We start from the raw sequence: 13929 nt of genomic DNA on the forward strand, positions 1-13929 counted from the left end.
AACGCCCGCTGAGGAAATTATAAATGGATTATAAAATCAGGGGAACCAATATTTTAGGAATCGAAGTAATCGTAACAAAGGAAAACTGGAATATTGAAGAACTTAAGAAGTTCCTTATTGAAAAAAAAGCCATCTTAAAAAGAACAAGACTAATAATAACTTTTGATGATATTATACCGGAAGAGAAGGAAATAAAAGAAGTAGCCAATTTCTGTTCCCAACTACCGGAAGTGTTTTTCTCCGGCTTTAAAACAAACAAAAAGGAAACCCGGGATCTATGTGTATCAGCCGGATTTCCCTGCGACATGTCAAAACTTGAACTTGAAAAGCAGACAGAAAGAGCTTCAACGGAAGAGATAAAGTTCATAAAGAAGACCGTCCGTTCCGGCGAAAAGGTTTCATCCTCAGGAGACATAGCAATACTCGGAGATGTAAATCCGGGAGCAGAAGTTGAAGCCGGAGGAAACGTATATATATTTGGAAGCTTAAGAGGACTGGTTAAGGCCGGTATCGGGAAAAAAGAGTGTGAAGTAAGAGCACTGTTTGTTCAAACGCCAAGAATGGAAATTTGTGGAAGAGAAAAAATTTTTGAAAGAAATGAAAAATTTTTAAATTTCCGATTAATATATAAAAATGATAAAATCAAAGTACTCGCGATGGAGAGGAGTAAAAATGGCCGATAAAGTTTTCTGCATAACTTCGGGGAAGGGTGGTGTTGGAAAAAGTACCGTAACTGGCAACTTGGCAACAGCACTGGCAATGAAGGGTTACAAAGTTGTAGCCATAGATGCAGATATAGGACTAAGAAACCTTGATTTAATTTTAGGACTTGAAAACAGAATTGTTTATGACATAGTCCATGTTATAGAAGGGGTATGCCCGCCGGAGAAAGCACTCGTAAAAGATAAAAGAACAAAAAACCTTTTCCTGCTTCCGGCAGCACAGACAAAAGATAAAAGTGCCGTTAAACCCGAAGATTTAGTTAGAATAGTTGAATCCCTCAGAGAAAAGTACGACTTTATTTTCATAGATTCCCCTGCAGGAATAGAGGAAGGTTTTAAAACGGCCGTTGCACCTGCCGATGCGATACTCGTTGTAACAAATCCCGAAATGGCGTCTATAAGGGATGCTGACAGAGTCACAGGACTTTGTGAAGCAATGGGAAAACCGGAACCCAAACTTATCGTTAACAGACTCGATCCGGCAAAAGTAAAAAACGGAGACATGTTAGATGCCGAAGATGTTGTTCAAATATTGGGTCTTGAGTTAATAGGCATAGTACCGGAAGATAAAAACATGGTTGCCTGTATAAACAGAGGCGAACCTGCCGTTCTTGTAAAGGAATCTATTGCAGGAAAAGCTCTGAGGAACATCGCCGAAAGAATACTTGGAAAAGAAGTTCCCTTTCTCAAACTTGAAGCAGATAACGGATTTTTATCAAAATTCAGAAAATTATTTGGCGGGAGCTGAAAATGGGATTCTGGCCTTTCAATAAAAAACCAAGTAAAGACGTAGCAAAACAACGACTTCAGGTAATCCTAAAATACGACAGAGCGGGGCTACCACCCAACGCTGTTGATGCGATTAAAAATGCTATTCTTAACGCCCTGAAAGATTTTCCTTTCGTTGACGTATCAGGAATAAAAATAAACTTCCCGCAGGACGATAGAGAAGAAAAAATTGAACTCGAAATTCCTGTAAAAACGGAACGATAACTCCCCCTATCACAACCGGCAACTCTATTTCAAAAAATATTGTATAATTAAATGTAAATATACCTGTTTTGTAAACCTAATAGGGGGATGCCATGAAACCAGAGAGAAACACAACCAGCTGGAAAAAGCTTCTGGGGGTTGTACTTTTTTCAGCACTGATAGCCGGATGTGGCGGCGGAAGCAGTACCAGTATGGCACCGCCTTCCACCAACGGAACTACACCTTCAACTAACGGAACCACAGTGACGGATCCTTTCGCCCTCCCCTCAACACTATATCTCGCATTCACAGCAAACAATACTCTGAAAATCGTAAATACTACAAATCCGGTGGATGTAGAAACAGTTGATACGGTAAATGATACGACATATGTATACCATTTTAACTATTCCCATCCGGCGGTAACTTCAGTCTATCCAAAATACGTTTTCTACATCGATAACGGAACAATTTACAGAATCAATCTTTTAACAAAGACGAAAACCCAGGTGTCTGCCATAACAAACGCAAGCTATTTTTCAGGTGAATTGGATGAAGTGAATGATTATCCGGGATATATAGAAGTCGTCCTTGAAAACGGAACGACAACCGTCATCCCGACAAACATGCCATCTACCACACTACCGGCACAATTCGGCGATTTCACCGTGGAATGGTTTATCGGAAAATATGACTCTGACGGTGCACCCCTCGGTGCAATTATAGACAACGGAACATATTTGAAATACTGTCCGCTTGTTGCAAACGGACTGGATTTATCCAACTGCACAGATATATTGCCCTACTCTACTTATGCTGAAGCTATAACAATCGGCACCAATCCTTTGAAAGTGCTGCTGAACAAAGACGATACGGAGATATATGCATTTTATCCCTACAACGGAACATCCGTTCTTCTTTACAACTCAACGGCCGACTCAAACAGTACCATAGATAACTGGAACTACGCATATGTAAATGACCACCTCTACATTTTGCAGTCAAACAGCACTGCCAACATGATAAAGAAAATAGATGCAACAACCGGCGCATCTACAACTGTATTTTCGTACGACAACCTGAATGGCTTCATCAGTCCTTCATCAACAAGTTTTGCAGTCAGCCCTTCAGAAACAGTGGGTGTAGCTTATCCCGTTGGAGCACTGGTAGGAGGAACACCAAGATACTATAATGAAGTAAAAGTTATCTACTCAAACACAACAGCGGTCGAAGTGGAAAGTTCAGCAAACTACTCCTACAATATAGGCGGATTTTTCGGTGAAAAACTCGGCTACCAGATGGTAAATGCAACGGAAAGTTACATAAAAATATACGATACTGTAGCAAACGCCATAACGTACAATGCTACCGGTGAACCTGCCGGAATCATTAAAAAAACTGCCTTTACCGTAACGGATAATTCAGATATTGATTCAGCAGAAACAGGATATACCATTATTTACAATGGAACCGACCTTCAGCTCTTTAATGCCACAACCCTGAACATTGATAAAACCATTCCTCTCACGGGCACTCAGGATAACTGGATGGAAATAGAAGGATTTGGGAACAGAGTCCTCGGGGTCACAAGATTCACATCTACAAATAACAGCACTGAAATAATACTGCTTAATATTGGAAATGGCACAGTATCTCAAATCACAGATACAGCAACCATAGATGAATGGCCAGTTTACTAAATCCACAAGCGCCCCGGCATTTAAATGCCGGGGCATTACTTCTCAAATTCTAACATTCATCCCGACTGCCAGGTTTACCCACCTGCTACCATCTATGTCTTTAAAAACAGATGCAAAACTTCCGTCATAGGTGAAAAAGAGAGAAAATCTGTTAAACAATTCTCTTTCAAGGGACAGGGAAAAACCCGGAAAAAATCCGGAGAAAACATCCGTATCAAAAGAACCATAACTATTATCTACCTGACTAAACAAATTAAAGTAGCCGGCAACACCCAATTTTACCGTGTAACCACTGCCTTTCCATATTTTATATCCAATTCCAGAATAACCGTATATGGCTTTCATAAAATAAGTATCGGTATATCCAGAGTAAAAGAACAGCCTTTCAGCAGTTCCCATTAGAACCCCACCTGCATAGATAAACCAGCTGTCGGACACCGGATATTCAGCAGACATTGAAAATGAATTTAAAACACGGCTTTCCGTGGAAGCTGGATAATCAATAAAAAGGGCTCCTGCATTATTAATAAAAGAAAATCCCGCAGAAAATCTCAGATTAACATCATCCTGACACAATCCAGAAACAGGGATAAGAAAAACAAACATAACCAATATCCATTTTCTCAAGGTAAAACTCCATAATAAGTTAATAAAAAATCGTCCCATAAAGTAGAGGAAAATGTGTTTAAGGAATCATTAAAATAATCTATAAAGAAATTATCCCTCTCATTCGGGAAATATATTGAAACACCTTTTAGATTTGCCCCCGTACTTTTAAAGTATATACCTTTTAAAACAGCCATAATCTGTACCGCAGCATTTTTTACTTCAATACTTGTTGTTGTTGCATTTATTTCATCCGCAAAGGAATAAAGGTCAGCATAGAAAGGGAAATACTCCGTCTCAGGTTCTGTAGCATTACTCCTTGCAGAGTATATCTCCTGAAAAAGGGATGGTGTTCCGTTCAGGGCATAAGATGCAAAAAGGTTAACGGCAGAGGCTATGTCAGAAGCATTGGACGAAGAAACAGCCGAAAGGGTACACTCCGGATAACAGTATTCTGTTCGGTTTGAGTAAAATTGATAATATGTATCCACCGCTGCCCTGCCCAGAGCTTCTCCCTGCCAATCAGGATGTTCTTTCAGTTTTTCAATAAGAGAAAAATAATCCCAGCCGAATCCGGGCTCCGGAGCCTCCGAAGCAACAGTAACATTGGCAAAGTTCCTAAATGTATAAAAAACTTCAGTCATTCCTGCAAGGCACTCATCAAATCCAAGAAAGTCAAGATGGAAAGATAAATCATCAAGCACCTGTTTTATTTCTGCCATTTTAAGGCTATCTTCCGCCGAATCATCAAAAGCGGCATTCTCCCATCCATCACCATGATCCCAGACAACGAGTGCAACCCTGCTAAATCGATATTTTTCAACAATTTTTTTCAAAAACAGCTTCAAGGTATAGGGATTTCCTGTATCCAAATTTCTGAATCTCTCAACAGGTTCAAGCCATCCCTTTTTTACCTCATACAAGGTAGTTCCGTTTCCCCTATCACATAAAACAACGACTCTCACGTTATCATCAGAACCTGCTCTCATCATTTCACCTACATCATATGTTGCGAAGGTAGAAAGATTGTTGTCTCCTGCAACATAAACCGCAAATATCCATTTTGTATAGGAACTTTCCCGATAACCACACGAAAAGAGAAAGGGTATAAGCAGAATAAAAAACAGTTTTTTTAAAATTTTTTCTTCCCACATCATACAGTAATTCTACCACTTTCAAATAAACAAAAAAGGGGGCTTTAGAGCCCCCTTTCCTTAGAGATAGAAAAAACTAAATTATTCCTGCTCTTCTCCTGTTTCAACAAGCATAACAATAGCCGTTGGTGCAGCATCACCTTTTCTGTAATCGTAGTGAAGTAGCCTTGTGTAACCACCATTTCTATCTGCATATTTAGGTGCTATTTCGTTAACAACCTTAAATGCAACATCTTTTCTGGTAACAATTGCCAAAACTTCTCTTAAAGCCTTTACCTTATCCTCACCTTTCGCCTTTGTAATAACCTTATCTGCCAATCTTCTAAGTTCTTTTGCCCTTGCAACTGTTGTAACAACCTTACCATGTTCCATAAGGTCAGTAACAAGATTCCTGAGCATCATAACTCTGTGCTCTGTAGGCCTGCCGAGCTTCTTTCTCTTTATTCTATGTCTCATTCTTTACCTCCAAGTTCAAGTCCTAATGAGGAAAGAACCTCTTTCACCTGAGCAATGGACTTGTTTCCAAGACCCTTAATCTTCTTAAGATCTGCTTCCGTTAGCTTAACGATATCTCCTACTGTCTCAAGACCGGCTTCTTTCAGTGCCCTTAAAGCCCTTGACTTCAGGCCGGCTTCCTCAAGTGTCATTGATAGCTTCGTGTCAGCTACTTCTTCTTCCTTTTCAACCTCTACAACTGCCGTCTCTGGAGAAGCCTCAGTAAGATTTGCCATAACGGAAGAGAAGTGCTCTATAAGGATTGAACACGCCTTGGCCAAAGCCTCCTTCGGCGTTACACCGCCATCAGTCCATATCTCCATAACAAGCTTATTATAATCTGTTCTTCTCCCTACCCTCGTATCTTCAACTCTGAAGGCAACTTTTCTAACAGGTGAAAAATCAGCATCAAGAGCTATCCATCCGAGTGTTGTTATGTCAAAGATTTCCTGAATCTCTTCTGAAAGTACAAACCCTTTACCCTTATCTATACGAAGGTGCATCTCTATTTCTGAATTTTCATTATCAAGCGTTGCTATCTCCTTATCAGGTGTAAGAAGCTTAACCTGAGAAGGAAGCTCAAAGTCAGAGGCGAACACCTTACCGGGACCCTTCTTTCTAAGCTCAATAAATACAGGGCCATCACCGTAAAGGGCAAACCTTAACTCTTTTATGTTAAGAACGATTTCCGTTAAATCTTCCACCACACCGGGAAGCGTTGTAAATTCGTGCCATGCTCCTTCAAACTTAACAGCCGTTGGAGCAGCACCTTCTATGGAGGAAAGTAGAACCCTTCTCAGTGCATTTCCGACAGTAACACCGTATCCTTTCTCCAGAGGCTCAACGACAAACCTTCCGTAGGTGTCGGTGTGCTCCTCCCAGCGGAACGTTTCCGGCTTGATAAATTCAATCATTATTTTCCTCCACTAAGGGTTAACTATTACTTAGAGTAGAGCTCAACGATGAGGTTTTCAGCGATTGGAATCTCAATCTCTTCTCTTGTAGGCTCTGCCTTAACAATACCTTTAAAGTTTTCAGCATCAAGTTCCAGCCATGAAGGGATTCCCCTCTGCTGAGCAAGTTCCATACCTGAAATAATATCAGGGATGTTTCTGCTTTTCTCTTTAACCTCTATAACGTCTCCCGGCTTAACAAGGAAGGATGGCCTGTTAACCTTCTTACCGTTTACGAGAATGTGACCGTGAACAACAAGCTGTCTTGCGTGCCTGTGTGATTTACCAAAACCCAACCTGTAAACAACATTGTCCAGCCTGCTCTCAAGAAGTTTAAGAAGGTTTTCACCTGTTTGTCCCTTCATCCTCTCGGCCATCTCATAGAAGCGCCTGAATTGCTCTTCCCTTACACCATAGTAGTACTTAACCTTCTGCTTCTCCATAAGCTGACGGCCGTAGTAAGAAATCTTCCTCCTGCTCTTCCCGTGCTGTCCTGGAGGATATGGTCTTCTATCTGTAATAGCCTTCCCTTTCTGAGATTTCTCTTCCCCAACATAAATGTTAACGCCTAAACGGCGAGCTATACGCCATTTTGGTCCTGTATATCTACCCATCAACTACCTCCATTAAACTCTTCTTCTCTTTGGTGGTCTGCAACCATCATGAGGAATAGGAGTAACATCCTTAATCACTTTTACATTTAAACCGGTAGCCGCTATTGCTTTAATAGCAGTCTCCCTGCCACCACCATTTCCCTTAATCCAGATTTCAACGTCCTTAACACCATAATCTGAAATGGCTTTCTTAGCGGCTTTTTCAGCAGCAAGCTGGGCAGCGTAAGGTGTGCTCTTTCTTGTACCCTTGAAACCCACCGTTCCACCGCTTGCCCATGTAAGAACGTTTCCTTCTTTATCGGTAAAGGTGATAATTGTATTGTTAAATGTTGTCTGTATATGAGCTATTGCATAACCAACAGTTCTTTTCGCCTTCTTCTTGGCACCGCCTCTTCTTTTGCCTCTTGCCATCAATTACCTCCTTTACTTCTTAGTAGCCTTTTTCTTACCGGCTACCGTCTTCTTAGGACCTTTTCTCGTTCTGGCATTAGTTCTCGTTCTCTGACCCCTCACTGGAAGACCAAGCCTGTGTCTGATACCTCTGTAACAACCGATATCAATAAGCCTTCTAATGTTCATGGCAATCTCTTTTCTGAGGTCACCTTCAACCTTGTACTCGTTCTCAATAATCTTTCTGATCTTTGCTATCTCTTCTTCTGTAAGATCTTTTACCCTCTTTTCGGGGTCTATGCCGGCTTCCTGACAGATTTTGAATCCGGTTTTAATACCTATTCCATAAATGTAAGCAAGTGAATAGGGAACCTTCTTGTTGTCAGGAATGTCAACACCTGCTATCCTTGCCATTTTTCCTCCTTACTTACCCTGTCTCTGCTTGTGTTTTGGGTTTTCACAAATAACCCTTACCACGCCTTTTCTTTTGATGATTTTGCACTTTGGACAGATCTTCTTCACAGATGGTCTTACCTTCATTCTACCTCTCCGTCATTTAAAGTTTTGTGCCGTTAGCCGCGGTCTTATTTTAAGGGACGGATTATCCTTTCCTGAAAATAATTCTTCCCCTCGTAAGATCGTAGGGACTTAGCTCAACAACCACACGGTCGCCTGGCAGTATTCTAATAAAATGAACCCTCATTTTTCCTGATGCATGAGCAAGAACCTGATGCCCGTTGTCAAGTTCCACCTTAAAGTAAGCATTGGGCAGAGCCTCGACAACCTTTCCTTCTACTTGAATGCCTTTCTCTTTTGCCATGCTTCTCCTCATAAAAGCTTTTAGTTTTAATTAAATTTCCGATAGAATTATATATCCATTTTCCGTAATGGCAACATCGTGCTCAAAATGAGCAGATAGTTTACCATCTTTAGTAACAACCGTCCACCTGTCTCTCTTTACTTTCACCCTATAGGTGCCTTCGTTAACCATCGGCTCTATAGCAAAGGTCATTCCCGGCTCCAGCGTAATGTCAGGATAACCTTTGTAAACGTAGTTTGTTATTTGCGGCTCTTCATGGAGAGATCTGCCAAGGCCGTGTCCTGCATAGTCTCTTACAACCGAAAAACCGTGCCCTTCAACGTACCTCTGTACAGCCCTGGAAATATCTATAAGCTTGTTTCCAGGCAAAGCCTGCTCTATACCTTTGTAGAGAGATTCTTTAGTCACTTTCAAGAGCCTTTCAGCGCTTTCCGAAATTTTCCCGACTGGAAACGTTATGGCAACATCACCATAGAATCCATCTTTTATAACGCCAAAATCGAGGCTGACAATGTCTCCCTCTTTAAACACCTTCTTCTTCGTCGGTAGACCGTGGACAACCTCTTCATTCACAGAAACACAGATGGCTCCGGGAAAGCCAGCATACCCTAAAAAGGCCGGTTTTACACCGTATTCTTTACAGTAACTTTTAGCAAGCTTATCTATATCAAGAGCTGATACTCCCGGCTTTACCTCTTCTCCTATTTTAAGGAGAATCTCCATAGTTAGAGCCGCTGCATTCCTTAATCTGGCTACCTCTTCAGGGCTTTTCAAAATTATCTTTGGTTTAATCCTTTTAACCATTTACTCCTATTGCCTCTTCTATCTTACCTGTAATTTCGTCAATATCCCCAACACCGTTTATCTCTGCCAAAAGACCTTTGCTGGTGTAGTAATCGATAAGAGGTGCTGTTTGTTTTCTGTAAACCTCAAGCCTATTGCGGATAACGTCTTCCTTATCGTCTGCCCTTCCTCTTGCAAGAAGTCTTTTAACTATCTCTTCATCTTCAACGTTAAGGTAGATAACCTTATCAAGTTCCATTCCTATCTCTTTTAAAAGTTCATCAAGAGCTTCAGCCTGAGGAAGCGTTCTTGGAAATCCATCAAGGATAAAACCGTTCTTTCTAACATCATCCTGAGAAAGCCTCTCTTTTATAATGCCTATTATTACATCATCAGGAACAAGCTCTCCCTTGTCCATGTAAGACTTTGCAAGCTTTCCAAGCTCCGTTCCCTCTTTAACAGCCGCCCTGAGGATATCACCGGTAGCAATGTGAGGAACTCCATACTTTTCCGCTATTCTCACAGCCTGAGTCCCCTTACCGGCTCCCGGAGGTCCCAGGAATATAACTTTTATCATCTTACTCCCCCAAATCCAGTTCTCCTGCGTCTCTTCCTCTTTCCTAAGAATCCTTCGTAAGAAACGTTCAGAGCAAAAGCCTCTATCCTTCTCAATGTATCAAGGGCAACACCAACAACGATCAGAAGTGCCGTTCCGCCAAAGTAAAACGGGAAATGCATTTTCTGCATAATTATGAGAGGAACAATAGCTATGGCTGTAAGGAAAACGGCACCTGCAAAGGTCAATCTTGAAACGATCCTGTCAAGATATTCAACCGTGTCTTTACCGGCTCTAACACCCGGAATAAAACCACCTGCCTTGTTAAGGTTGTCGGCAATCTCTTCAGGATTGAAGATAACTGCAGTGTAAAAGTAGGTGAAGAAAAAGATAAGCACACCGTAAATAATCAGATAGGTTGGTGTTCCAGGTGTAAGAATCTGAGCTATCTTCTGAGCCCAGGAAGCGTGGATAAACTTTGTTATTGTTGCTGGAAACATCATAATTGATGCCGCAAAGATAATAGGAATAACGTTAGCAGGGTTAAGCTTTATAGGCAGAAAACTGGTGTATGTTCCGCCAACCTGAGGCGTTGAGCGTTTGGCATACTGAAGAGGAACTCTCCTTTCTGCCATTTCAACGTATATTACAAGTGCAGTCATTGTAAGAATAATAAGGATAATTCCTATCAATTTAAAAAGTGAAAGTTCTCCACTTTTAAACTGCGTAATCACGTTTATAACTGATGAAGGTATTCTGCTGACAATACCTGCAAAGATAAGCAGTGACATACCTTCACCAACACCATGTTCCGTTATCTTCTCGCCAAGCCACATAAGGAATGTTGAACCAGCTACCAGCGTGGTAACGCAGACAAAAATAAATGTGAAACCGGGATTTGGCACTACAGGTATACCTGAAGGACTTTTCATGCCTTGAAGGCCTATAGCTATACCCAAAGCCTGAATAAACGCAAGTGCAACAGAACCGTAGCGGGTGTACTGGTTAATCTTTTTCCTTCCGTACTCACCCTCTTCTTTTGCAAGTTTTTCAAGAGATGGAAACGCAACGGTAAAAAGCTGCATTATAATGGAAGCACTGATGTAAGGCATAACGCCAAGTGCAAAAATTGTCAGCTTTGAAAGCGCACCACCGGAAAAGGCATCCATAAAACCGAACATCGTCCCCTGTGCTCTCTGGAAAAATTCAGAAAGAGCCGCAACATTAATACCCGGAGTTGGTATATGCGCTCCAAGCCTGAAAACGGCAAGGAGCGCAAACGTAAATAGAAGCCTCTTCTTTAATTCCGGTACTTCAAACACATTGGCAAATATCTTGGAAAGGTTCATTTATTACCTCTCTATAATCTCACAAACGCCACCTGCTGCTTCTATCTTTTCCCTGGCAGATGCAGAAAACTTGTGGGCTCTAACTGTAAGCTTAACGTTAATCTCTCCATCCCCAAGAATCTTCACAGGCTTATTTCTCGCAACAAGTCCTGCAGAAGCCAAAACCTCAGGAGTAACCTCCGTTCCCTCTTCAAACCTGTTAAGGTCCTTAACGTTAACAACTTCATACTCTTTCTTGAAAGGATAATTAGAAAATCCTCTTTTTGGAAATCTCATGTAAAGAGGTGTCTGTCCACCTTCAAATCCTGGTCTTGTTCCACCACTCCATCCGGAACGAGCCTTCTGGCCTTTTTGCCCTCTACCGGAAGTTTTACCAACACCAGAACCATGACCTCTACCAACTCTCTTTTTCTCTCTAACGGCACCTTTATTTGGTTTCAGGTTATGTAATTTAAGTTCCATTTCACTCCTCCAGTGGTTCTACTTTTACAAGCTCTCTAACCTTATCTATCATCCCTTCGATAGCAGGATTTAGCTCTTTAACAGTGCTTCTTCCTCTTTTTCTCAGACCAAGAGCCTCAAGTGTGGCTCTCTTCTTTTTACTCTTTCCGGCAAGCCCTCTTACAAGCGTTATCTTAACCTTAGCCATCTATTACCTCCTGATAATCTCGCCTTCCGGCGTAATTCTTCTTCCCGGAAGCTTCCAGCGTCTTCTAAGCTCTTCGGTAGATACACCACGAAGCTGGGCAAACTCTTCAGGAAGTTTAAGTTTTTCAAGAGCCTTAATAACAGCCCTAACAACGGTGTGTGGGTTTGTTGAACCTATAACTTTCGTAAGAATATCAGTAATACCGGCTGACTCAAGAACTGCACGAACTGGAGCTGATGCAATAACTCCAGTACCAGGGGCAGCCGGTCTCATAATAATGGTTGATGCCCCGAATCTTTCCTGAATTTCAAAAGGTATAGTACCATCAACAACCGGAATTTTTATTAAGTTTTTCTTGGCATCTTCGGTAGCCTTTCTGATAGCATCTGGAACTTCAGACGCCTTACCTCTACCAAATCCAACAACGCCGTTTCCATCACCAACAACTACAAAGGCGGTAAAACTAAATTTTCTACCACCCGTAACTACTTTAGCGTTTCTGTTAATATGAACAAGTCTCTCTTTTAGCTCTAAACCTTCAGGTTTAACCCTCTTAGCCATCAATTACCTCCTTAGAATTCTAAGCCACCTTCTCTGGCACCTTCGGCTATTGCTTTGATTCTACCGTGATAGATAAAACCACCTCTGTCAAATACAACAGAAGTAATACCTTTAGCTTTTGCCCTCTCAGCTATAACCTGACCAACAACCCTTGCCGCTTCAGTTTTAGAGAGACCTTTAACCTTCTCTCTAACCTCTTTGTCAAGCGTTGAAGCAGCAACAAGCGTCTCGCCCTTTGTATCGTCAATAATCTGGGCATACATATGCTTAAGGCTTTTATAAACAGCAAGTCTCGGCCTTTCAGGTGTACCAAAGACTTTCTTTCTAACTCTTCTATGTTTCTTTGCTATTCGCTCTTTTCTCGTCATCTTAGCCATTTTTACCCCTCTTAGTAAAGAGATTACTTCTTAGCTGACTTACCAGCTTTAAGAATGATTCTTTCGCCTCTGTATCTTATACCTTTACCCTTGTAAGGCTCAGGAGGTCTAAAGGATCTGATCTCAGCGGCAACCTGACCAACCTTCTGCTTGTCTATGCCGCGAACAAAAACGTTGTTATCTCTGTCAACCTCTATCTCTATACCTTCAGGAATCTGGTAGAGGACAGGATGGGAAAAACCAAGGTGTAATTCAAGTGTTTTCCCTTTAACAAAAGCCCTATAACCAAGACCTTTAATTTCGAGAACCTTTTCAAAACCCTTAGAAACACCTGTTACCATATTATTTATTATGGCTCTGGTTGTTCCGTGAAGAGCCCTCATCTGCTTTTCGTCGTTAGGCCTTTCAACAATTACCTTGTTGTCTTCCACCTTAATTGTAAGTTTCGGATTAAAAGTGAATTCAAGCTGACCTTTCGGTCCCTTAACAACAACGTGGTTTCCCGGTTTTACTTCAACCGTTACTCCCTGAGGTATCTCAACAGGCATCTTACCTATTCTTGACATAGCTCCACTCCTTCTAAAATTTCTGGTTTTACCATACATAACAGAGAACTTCTCCACCTACACCAAGCTTCCTCGCTTTGTAACCGGGAATAATACCTTTATTGGTGGAGAGAATGGCAACACCAAGTCCCGCTTTAACAAGTGGAATATCTTCAACACCAACGTAAACCCTTCTACCAGGTTTAGAAATTCTCTTTATCTCGTTTATAACTCTTTCTCTGTTTGGACCGTACTTAAGGTGAACTCTGATGAGCTTCTTCTTGTTATCAGGATTTTTTGTCCTCTTAAATGGAACTTCTACGATCTCGTAGTCTTTTATAAATCCTTCCTCTTTGAGAATATTTGCAATTGCCTCGTTCACCTTTGAGTATGGCGCATCTACATACTCTTTATATACAAGGTTGGCGTTGCGAATTCTTGAAAGAAAATCTGCAACAGTATCCATCATCATCTTGCCTTACCTCTCCATCGTGTTTTTACCAGCTTGCCTTTTTGACTCCAGGAATTTTACCCTGGAGAGCAAGCGTTCTGAAACAGAGTCTACACATACCAAACTCTCTTATAAAACCTCTTGGACGTCCACATATTGGACATCTGTTGTACTTTCTGACTTTATATTTTGGCTCTTTCTGAGCTTTTACAATCAAAGCTTTCCTTGCCAT

The 13929-nt window shown here is 41.3% G+C and carries 23 protein-coding genes; 4 read left to right on the top strand and 19 right to left on the bottom strand.

Annotated elements, in window-relative coordinates:
* Window positions 1-23: 23 nt before the first annotated feature.
* The 4 genes from H153_RS0106425 (at window position 24) to H153_RS0106440 (ending at window position 3394) form a co-directional block, all read left to right on the top strand.
* On the top strand, window positions 24-683 hold the full coding sequence (locus H153_RS0106425) for a septum site-determining protein MinC (protein WP_022847318.1): 660 nt from the start codon (window positions 24-26) through the stop codon (window positions 681-683).
* The gene (gene minD, locus H153_RS0106430) at window positions 673-1470 is read left to right on the top strand and encodes a septum site-determining protein MinD (RefSeq protein ID WP_022847319.1); all 798 of its coding nucleotides are present in this window, start codon (window positions 673-675) and stop codon (window positions 1468-1470) included. Before H153_RS0106425 ends, minD begins: the two co-directional genes overlap by 11 nt.
* 2 nt (window positions 1471-1472) lie before the next feature.
* Window positions 1473-1715, top strand: a complete 243-nt coding sequence (locus H153_RS0106435; RefSeq protein ID WP_022847320.1) for a cell division topological specificity factor MinE — start codon at window positions 1473-1475, stop codon at window positions 1713-1715.
* Window positions 1716-1807: 92 nt separating this feature from the next.
* On the top strand, window positions 1808-3394 hold the full coding sequence (locus H153_RS0106440) for a hypothetical protein (RefSeq protein ID WP_022847321.1): 1587 nt from the start codon (window positions 1808-1810) through the stop codon (window positions 3392-3394).
* Window positions 3395-3436: 42 nt separating this feature from the next.
* Here the strand turns inward: H153_RS0106440 and H153_RS0106445 are convergent, their stop codons facing one another.
* From H153_RS0106445 to H153_RS0106535, 19 genes are all read right to left on the bottom strand, one after another.
* Complete coding sequence (locus H153_RS0106445) at window positions 3437-4021, bottom strand: hypothetical protein (protein WP_022847322.1); 585 nt, start codon at window positions 4019-4021, stop codon at window positions 3437-3439.
* Window positions 4018-5157: a clostripain-related cysteine peptidase gene (locus H153_RS0106450; protein WP_022847323.1), complete on the bottom strand. Its 1140-nt coding sequence runs from the start codon at window positions 5155-5157 to the stop codon at window positions 4018-4020. Before H153_RS0106450 ends, H153_RS0106445 begins: the two co-directional genes overlap by 4 nt.
* Window positions 5158-5235: 78 nt before the next feature.
* Complete coding sequence (gene rplQ / locus H153_RS0106455) at window positions 5236-5610, bottom strand: 50S ribosomal protein L17 (protein ID WP_022847324.1); 375 nt, start codon at window positions 5608-5610, stop codon at window positions 5236-5238.
* Window positions 5607-6563, bottom strand: coding sequence for a DNA-directed RNA polymerase subunit alpha (locus tag H153_RS0106460; protein ID WP_022847325.1), 957 nt, complete (start codon window positions 6561-6563; stop codon window positions 5607-5609). Before H153_RS0106460 ends, rplQ begins: the two co-directional genes overlap by 4 nt.
* 26 nt (window positions 6564-6589) lie before the next feature.
* Entirely contained in the window at window positions 6590-7216 is a 627-nt protein-coding gene (gene rpsD / locus H153_RS0106465; RefSeq protein WP_022847326.1) for a 30S ribosomal protein S4, read from the bottom strand.
* Between the two features lie 12 nt (window positions 7217-7228).
* Window positions 7229-7627 (bottom strand): 30S ribosomal protein S11, encoded by a 399-nt coding sequence (gene rpsK / locus H153_RS0106470; protein ID WP_022847327.1) that lies wholly within the window; start codon window positions 7625-7627, stop codon window positions 7229-7231.
* A gap of 12 nt (window positions 7628-7639) precedes the next feature.
* The gene (gene rpsM, locus H153_RS0106475) at window positions 7640-8020 is read right to left on the bottom strand and encodes a 30S ribosomal protein S13 (RefSeq protein WP_022847328.1); all 381 of its coding nucleotides are present in this window, start codon (window positions 8018-8020) and stop codon (window positions 7640-7642) included.
* A gap of 9 nt (window positions 8021-8029) precedes the next feature.
* Window positions 8030-8146, bottom strand: coding sequence for a 50S ribosomal protein L36 (rpmJ, locus tag H153_RS0106480; RefSeq protein ID WP_013637834.1), 117 nt, complete (start codon window positions 8144-8146; stop codon window positions 8030-8032).
* A gap of 61 nt (window positions 8147-8207) precedes the next feature.
* A complete protein-coding gene (infA, locus tag H153_RS0106485; protein WP_022847329.1) occupies window positions 8208-8426 on the bottom strand; it encodes a translation initiation factor IF-1 in 219 nt (72 codons plus the stop codon).
* A 30-nt stretch (window positions 8427-8456) separates the two neighbouring features.
* Window positions 8457-9230 (bottom strand): type I methionyl aminopeptidase, encoded by a 774-nt coding sequence (gene map / locus H153_RS0106490; RefSeq protein ID WP_022847330.1) that lies wholly within the window; start codon window positions 9228-9230, stop codon window positions 8457-8459.
* Complete coding sequence (locus tag H153_RS0106495; protein ID WP_022847331.1) at window positions 9223-9786, bottom strand: adenylate kinase; 564 nt, start codon at window positions 9784-9786, stop codon at window positions 9223-9225. Before H153_RS0106495 ends, map begins: the two co-directional genes overlap by 8 nt.
* On the bottom strand, window positions 9783-11114 hold the full coding sequence (gene secY, locus H153_RS0106500; protein WP_022847332.1) for a preprotein translocase subunit SecY: 1332 nt from the start codon (window positions 11112-11114) through the stop codon (window positions 9783-9785). The genes H153_RS0106495 and secY overlap by 4 nt, the downstream gene beginning before the upstream one ends.
* Window positions 11115-11117: 3 nt before the next feature.
* Window positions 11118-11576, bottom strand: a complete 459-nt coding sequence (gene rplO, locus H153_RS0106505) for a 50S ribosomal protein L15 (protein ID WP_022847333.1) — start codon at window positions 11574-11576, stop codon at window positions 11118-11120.
* Window position 11577: 1 nt separating this feature from the next.
* The gene (gene rpmD, locus H153_RS0106510) at window positions 11578-11763 is read right to left on the bottom strand and encodes a 50S ribosomal protein L30 (protein ID WP_022847334.1); all 186 of its coding nucleotides are present in this window, start codon (window positions 11761-11763) and stop codon (window positions 11578-11580) included.
* 3 nt (window positions 11764-11766) lie between these two features.
* The gene (gene rpsE, locus H153_RS0106515) at window positions 11767-12324 is read right to left on the bottom strand and encodes a 30S ribosomal protein S5 (protein ID WP_022847335.1); all 558 of its coding nucleotides are present in this window, start codon (window positions 12322-12324) and stop codon (window positions 11767-11769) included.
* 11 nt (window positions 12325-12335) lie between these two features.
* Window positions 12336-12701: a 50S ribosomal protein L18 gene (gene rplR, locus H153_RS0106520; RefSeq protein ID WP_022847336.1), complete on the bottom strand. Its 366-nt coding sequence runs from the start codon at window positions 12699-12701 to the stop codon at window positions 12336-12338.
* 23 nt (window positions 12702-12724) lie between these two features.
* Window positions 12725-13267 (bottom strand): 50S ribosomal protein L6, encoded by a 543-nt coding sequence (gene rplF / locus H153_RS0106525; RefSeq protein WP_027720063.1) that lies wholly within the window; start codon window positions 13265-13267, stop codon window positions 12725-12727.
* 28 nt (window positions 13268-13295) lie between these two features.
* Complete coding sequence (rpsH, locus tag H153_RS0106530; RefSeq protein ID WP_022847338.1) at window positions 13296-13718, bottom strand: 30S ribosomal protein S8; 423 nt, start codon at window positions 13716-13718, stop codon at window positions 13296-13298.
* A 25-nt stretch (window positions 13719-13743) separates the two neighbouring features.
* Window positions 13744-13929 carry a type Z 30S ribosomal protein S14 gene (locus H153_RS0106535; protein WP_022847339.1) on the bottom strand — a complete coding sequence of 62 codons (186 nt, stop codon included), beginning with the start codon at window positions 13927-13929 and terminating at the stop codon, window positions 13744-13746.

The organism is Desulfurobacterium sp. TC5-1 (genome assembly GCF_000421485.1).
Classification (GTDB): Bacteria; Aquificota; Aquificia; order Desulfurobacteriales; family Desulfurobacteriaceae; genus Desulfurobacterium_A.

What these genes read in the sequence shown, in the direction of transcription:
- H153_RS0106425 (WP_022847318.1), top strand. Translation starts at nt 24, where the DNA reads ATGGATTATAAAATCAGGGGAACCAATATTTTAGGAATCGAAGTAATC.
- minD (WP_022847319.1), top strand. Translation starts at nt 673, where the DNA reads ATGGCCGATAAAGTTTTCTGCATAACTTCGGGGAAGGGTGGTGTTGGA.
- H153_RS0106435 (WP_022847320.1), top strand. Translation starts at nt 1,473, where the DNA reads ATGGGATTCTGGCCTTTCAATAAAAAACCAAGTAAAGACGTAGCAAAA.
- H153_RS0106440 (WP_022847321.1), top strand. Translation starts at nt 1,808, where the DNA reads ATGAAACCAGAGAGAAACACAACCAGCTGGAAAAAGCTTCTGGGGGTT.
- H153_RS0106450 (WP_022847323.1), bottom strand. Translation starts at nt 5,157, where the DNA reads ATGATGTGGGAAGAAAAAATTTTAAAAAAACTGTTTTTTATTCTGCTT.
- rplQ (WP_022847324.1), bottom strand. Translation starts at nt 5,610, where the DNA reads ATGAGACATAGAATAAAGAGAAAGAAGCTCGGCAGGCCTACAGAGCAC.
- H153_RS0106460 (WP_022847325.1), bottom strand. Translation starts at nt 6,563, where the DNA reads ATGATTGAATTTATCAAGCCGGAAACGTTCCGCTGGGAGGAGCACACC.
- rpsD (WP_022847326.1), bottom strand. Translation starts at nt 7,216, where the DNA reads ATGGGTAGATATACAGGACCAAAATGGCGTATAGCTCGCCGTTTAGGC.
- rpsK (WP_022847327.1), bottom strand. Translation starts at nt 7,627, where the DNA reads ATGGCAAGAGGCAAAAGAAGAGGCGGTGCCAAGAAGAAGGCGAAAAGA.
- rpsM (WP_022847328.1), bottom strand. Translation starts at nt 8,020, where the DNA reads ATGGCAAGGATAGCAGGTGTTGACATTCCTGACAACAAGAAGGTTCCC.
- rpmJ (WP_013637834.1), bottom strand. Translation starts at nt 8,146, where the DNA reads ATGAAGGTAAGACCATCTGTGAAGAAGATCTGTCCAAAGTGCAAAATC.
- infA (WP_022847329.1), bottom strand. Translation starts at nt 8,426, where the DNA reads ATGGCAAAAGAGAAAGGCATTCAAGTAGAAGGAAAGGTTGTCGAGGCT.
- map (WP_022847330.1), bottom strand. Translation starts at nt 9,230, where the DNA reads ATGGTTAAAAGGATTAAACCAAAGATAATTTTGAAAAGCCCTGAAGAG.
- H153_RS0106495 (WP_022847331.1), bottom strand. Translation starts at nt 9,786, where the DNA reads ATGATAAAAGTTATATTCCTGGGACCTCCGGGAGCCGGTAAGGGGACT.
- secY (WP_022847332.1), bottom strand. Translation starts at nt 11,114, where the DNA reads ATGAACCTTTCCAAGATATTTGCCAATGTGTTTGAAGTACCGGAATTA.
- rplO (WP_022847333.1), bottom strand. Translation starts at nt 11,576, where the DNA reads ATGGAACTTAAATTACATAACCTGAAACCAAATAAAGGTGCCGTTAGA.
- rpmD (WP_022847334.1), bottom strand. Translation starts at nt 11,763, where the DNA reads ATGGCTAAGGTTAAGATAACGCTTGTAAGAGGGCTTGCCGGAAAGAGT.
- rpsE (WP_022847335.1), bottom strand. Translation starts at nt 12,324, where the DNA reads ATGGCTAAGAGGGTTAAACCTGAAGGTTTAGAGCTAAAAGAGAGACTT.
- rplR (WP_022847336.1), bottom strand. Translation starts at nt 12,701, where the DNA reads ATGGCTAAGATGACGAGAAAAGAGCGAATAGCAAAGAAACATAGAAGA.
- rplF (WP_027720063.1), bottom strand. Translation starts at nt 13,267, where the DNA reads ATGTCAAGAATAGGTAAGATGCCTGTTGAGATACCTCAGGGAGTAACG.
- rpsH (WP_022847338.1), bottom strand. Translation starts at nt 13,718, where the DNA reads ATGATGATGGATACTGTTGCAGATTTTCTTTCAAGAATTCGCAACGCC.
- H153_RS0106535 (WP_022847339.1), bottom strand. Translation starts at nt 13,929, where the DNA reads ATGGCAAGGAAAGCTTTGATTGTAAAAGCTCAGAAAGAGCCAAAATAT.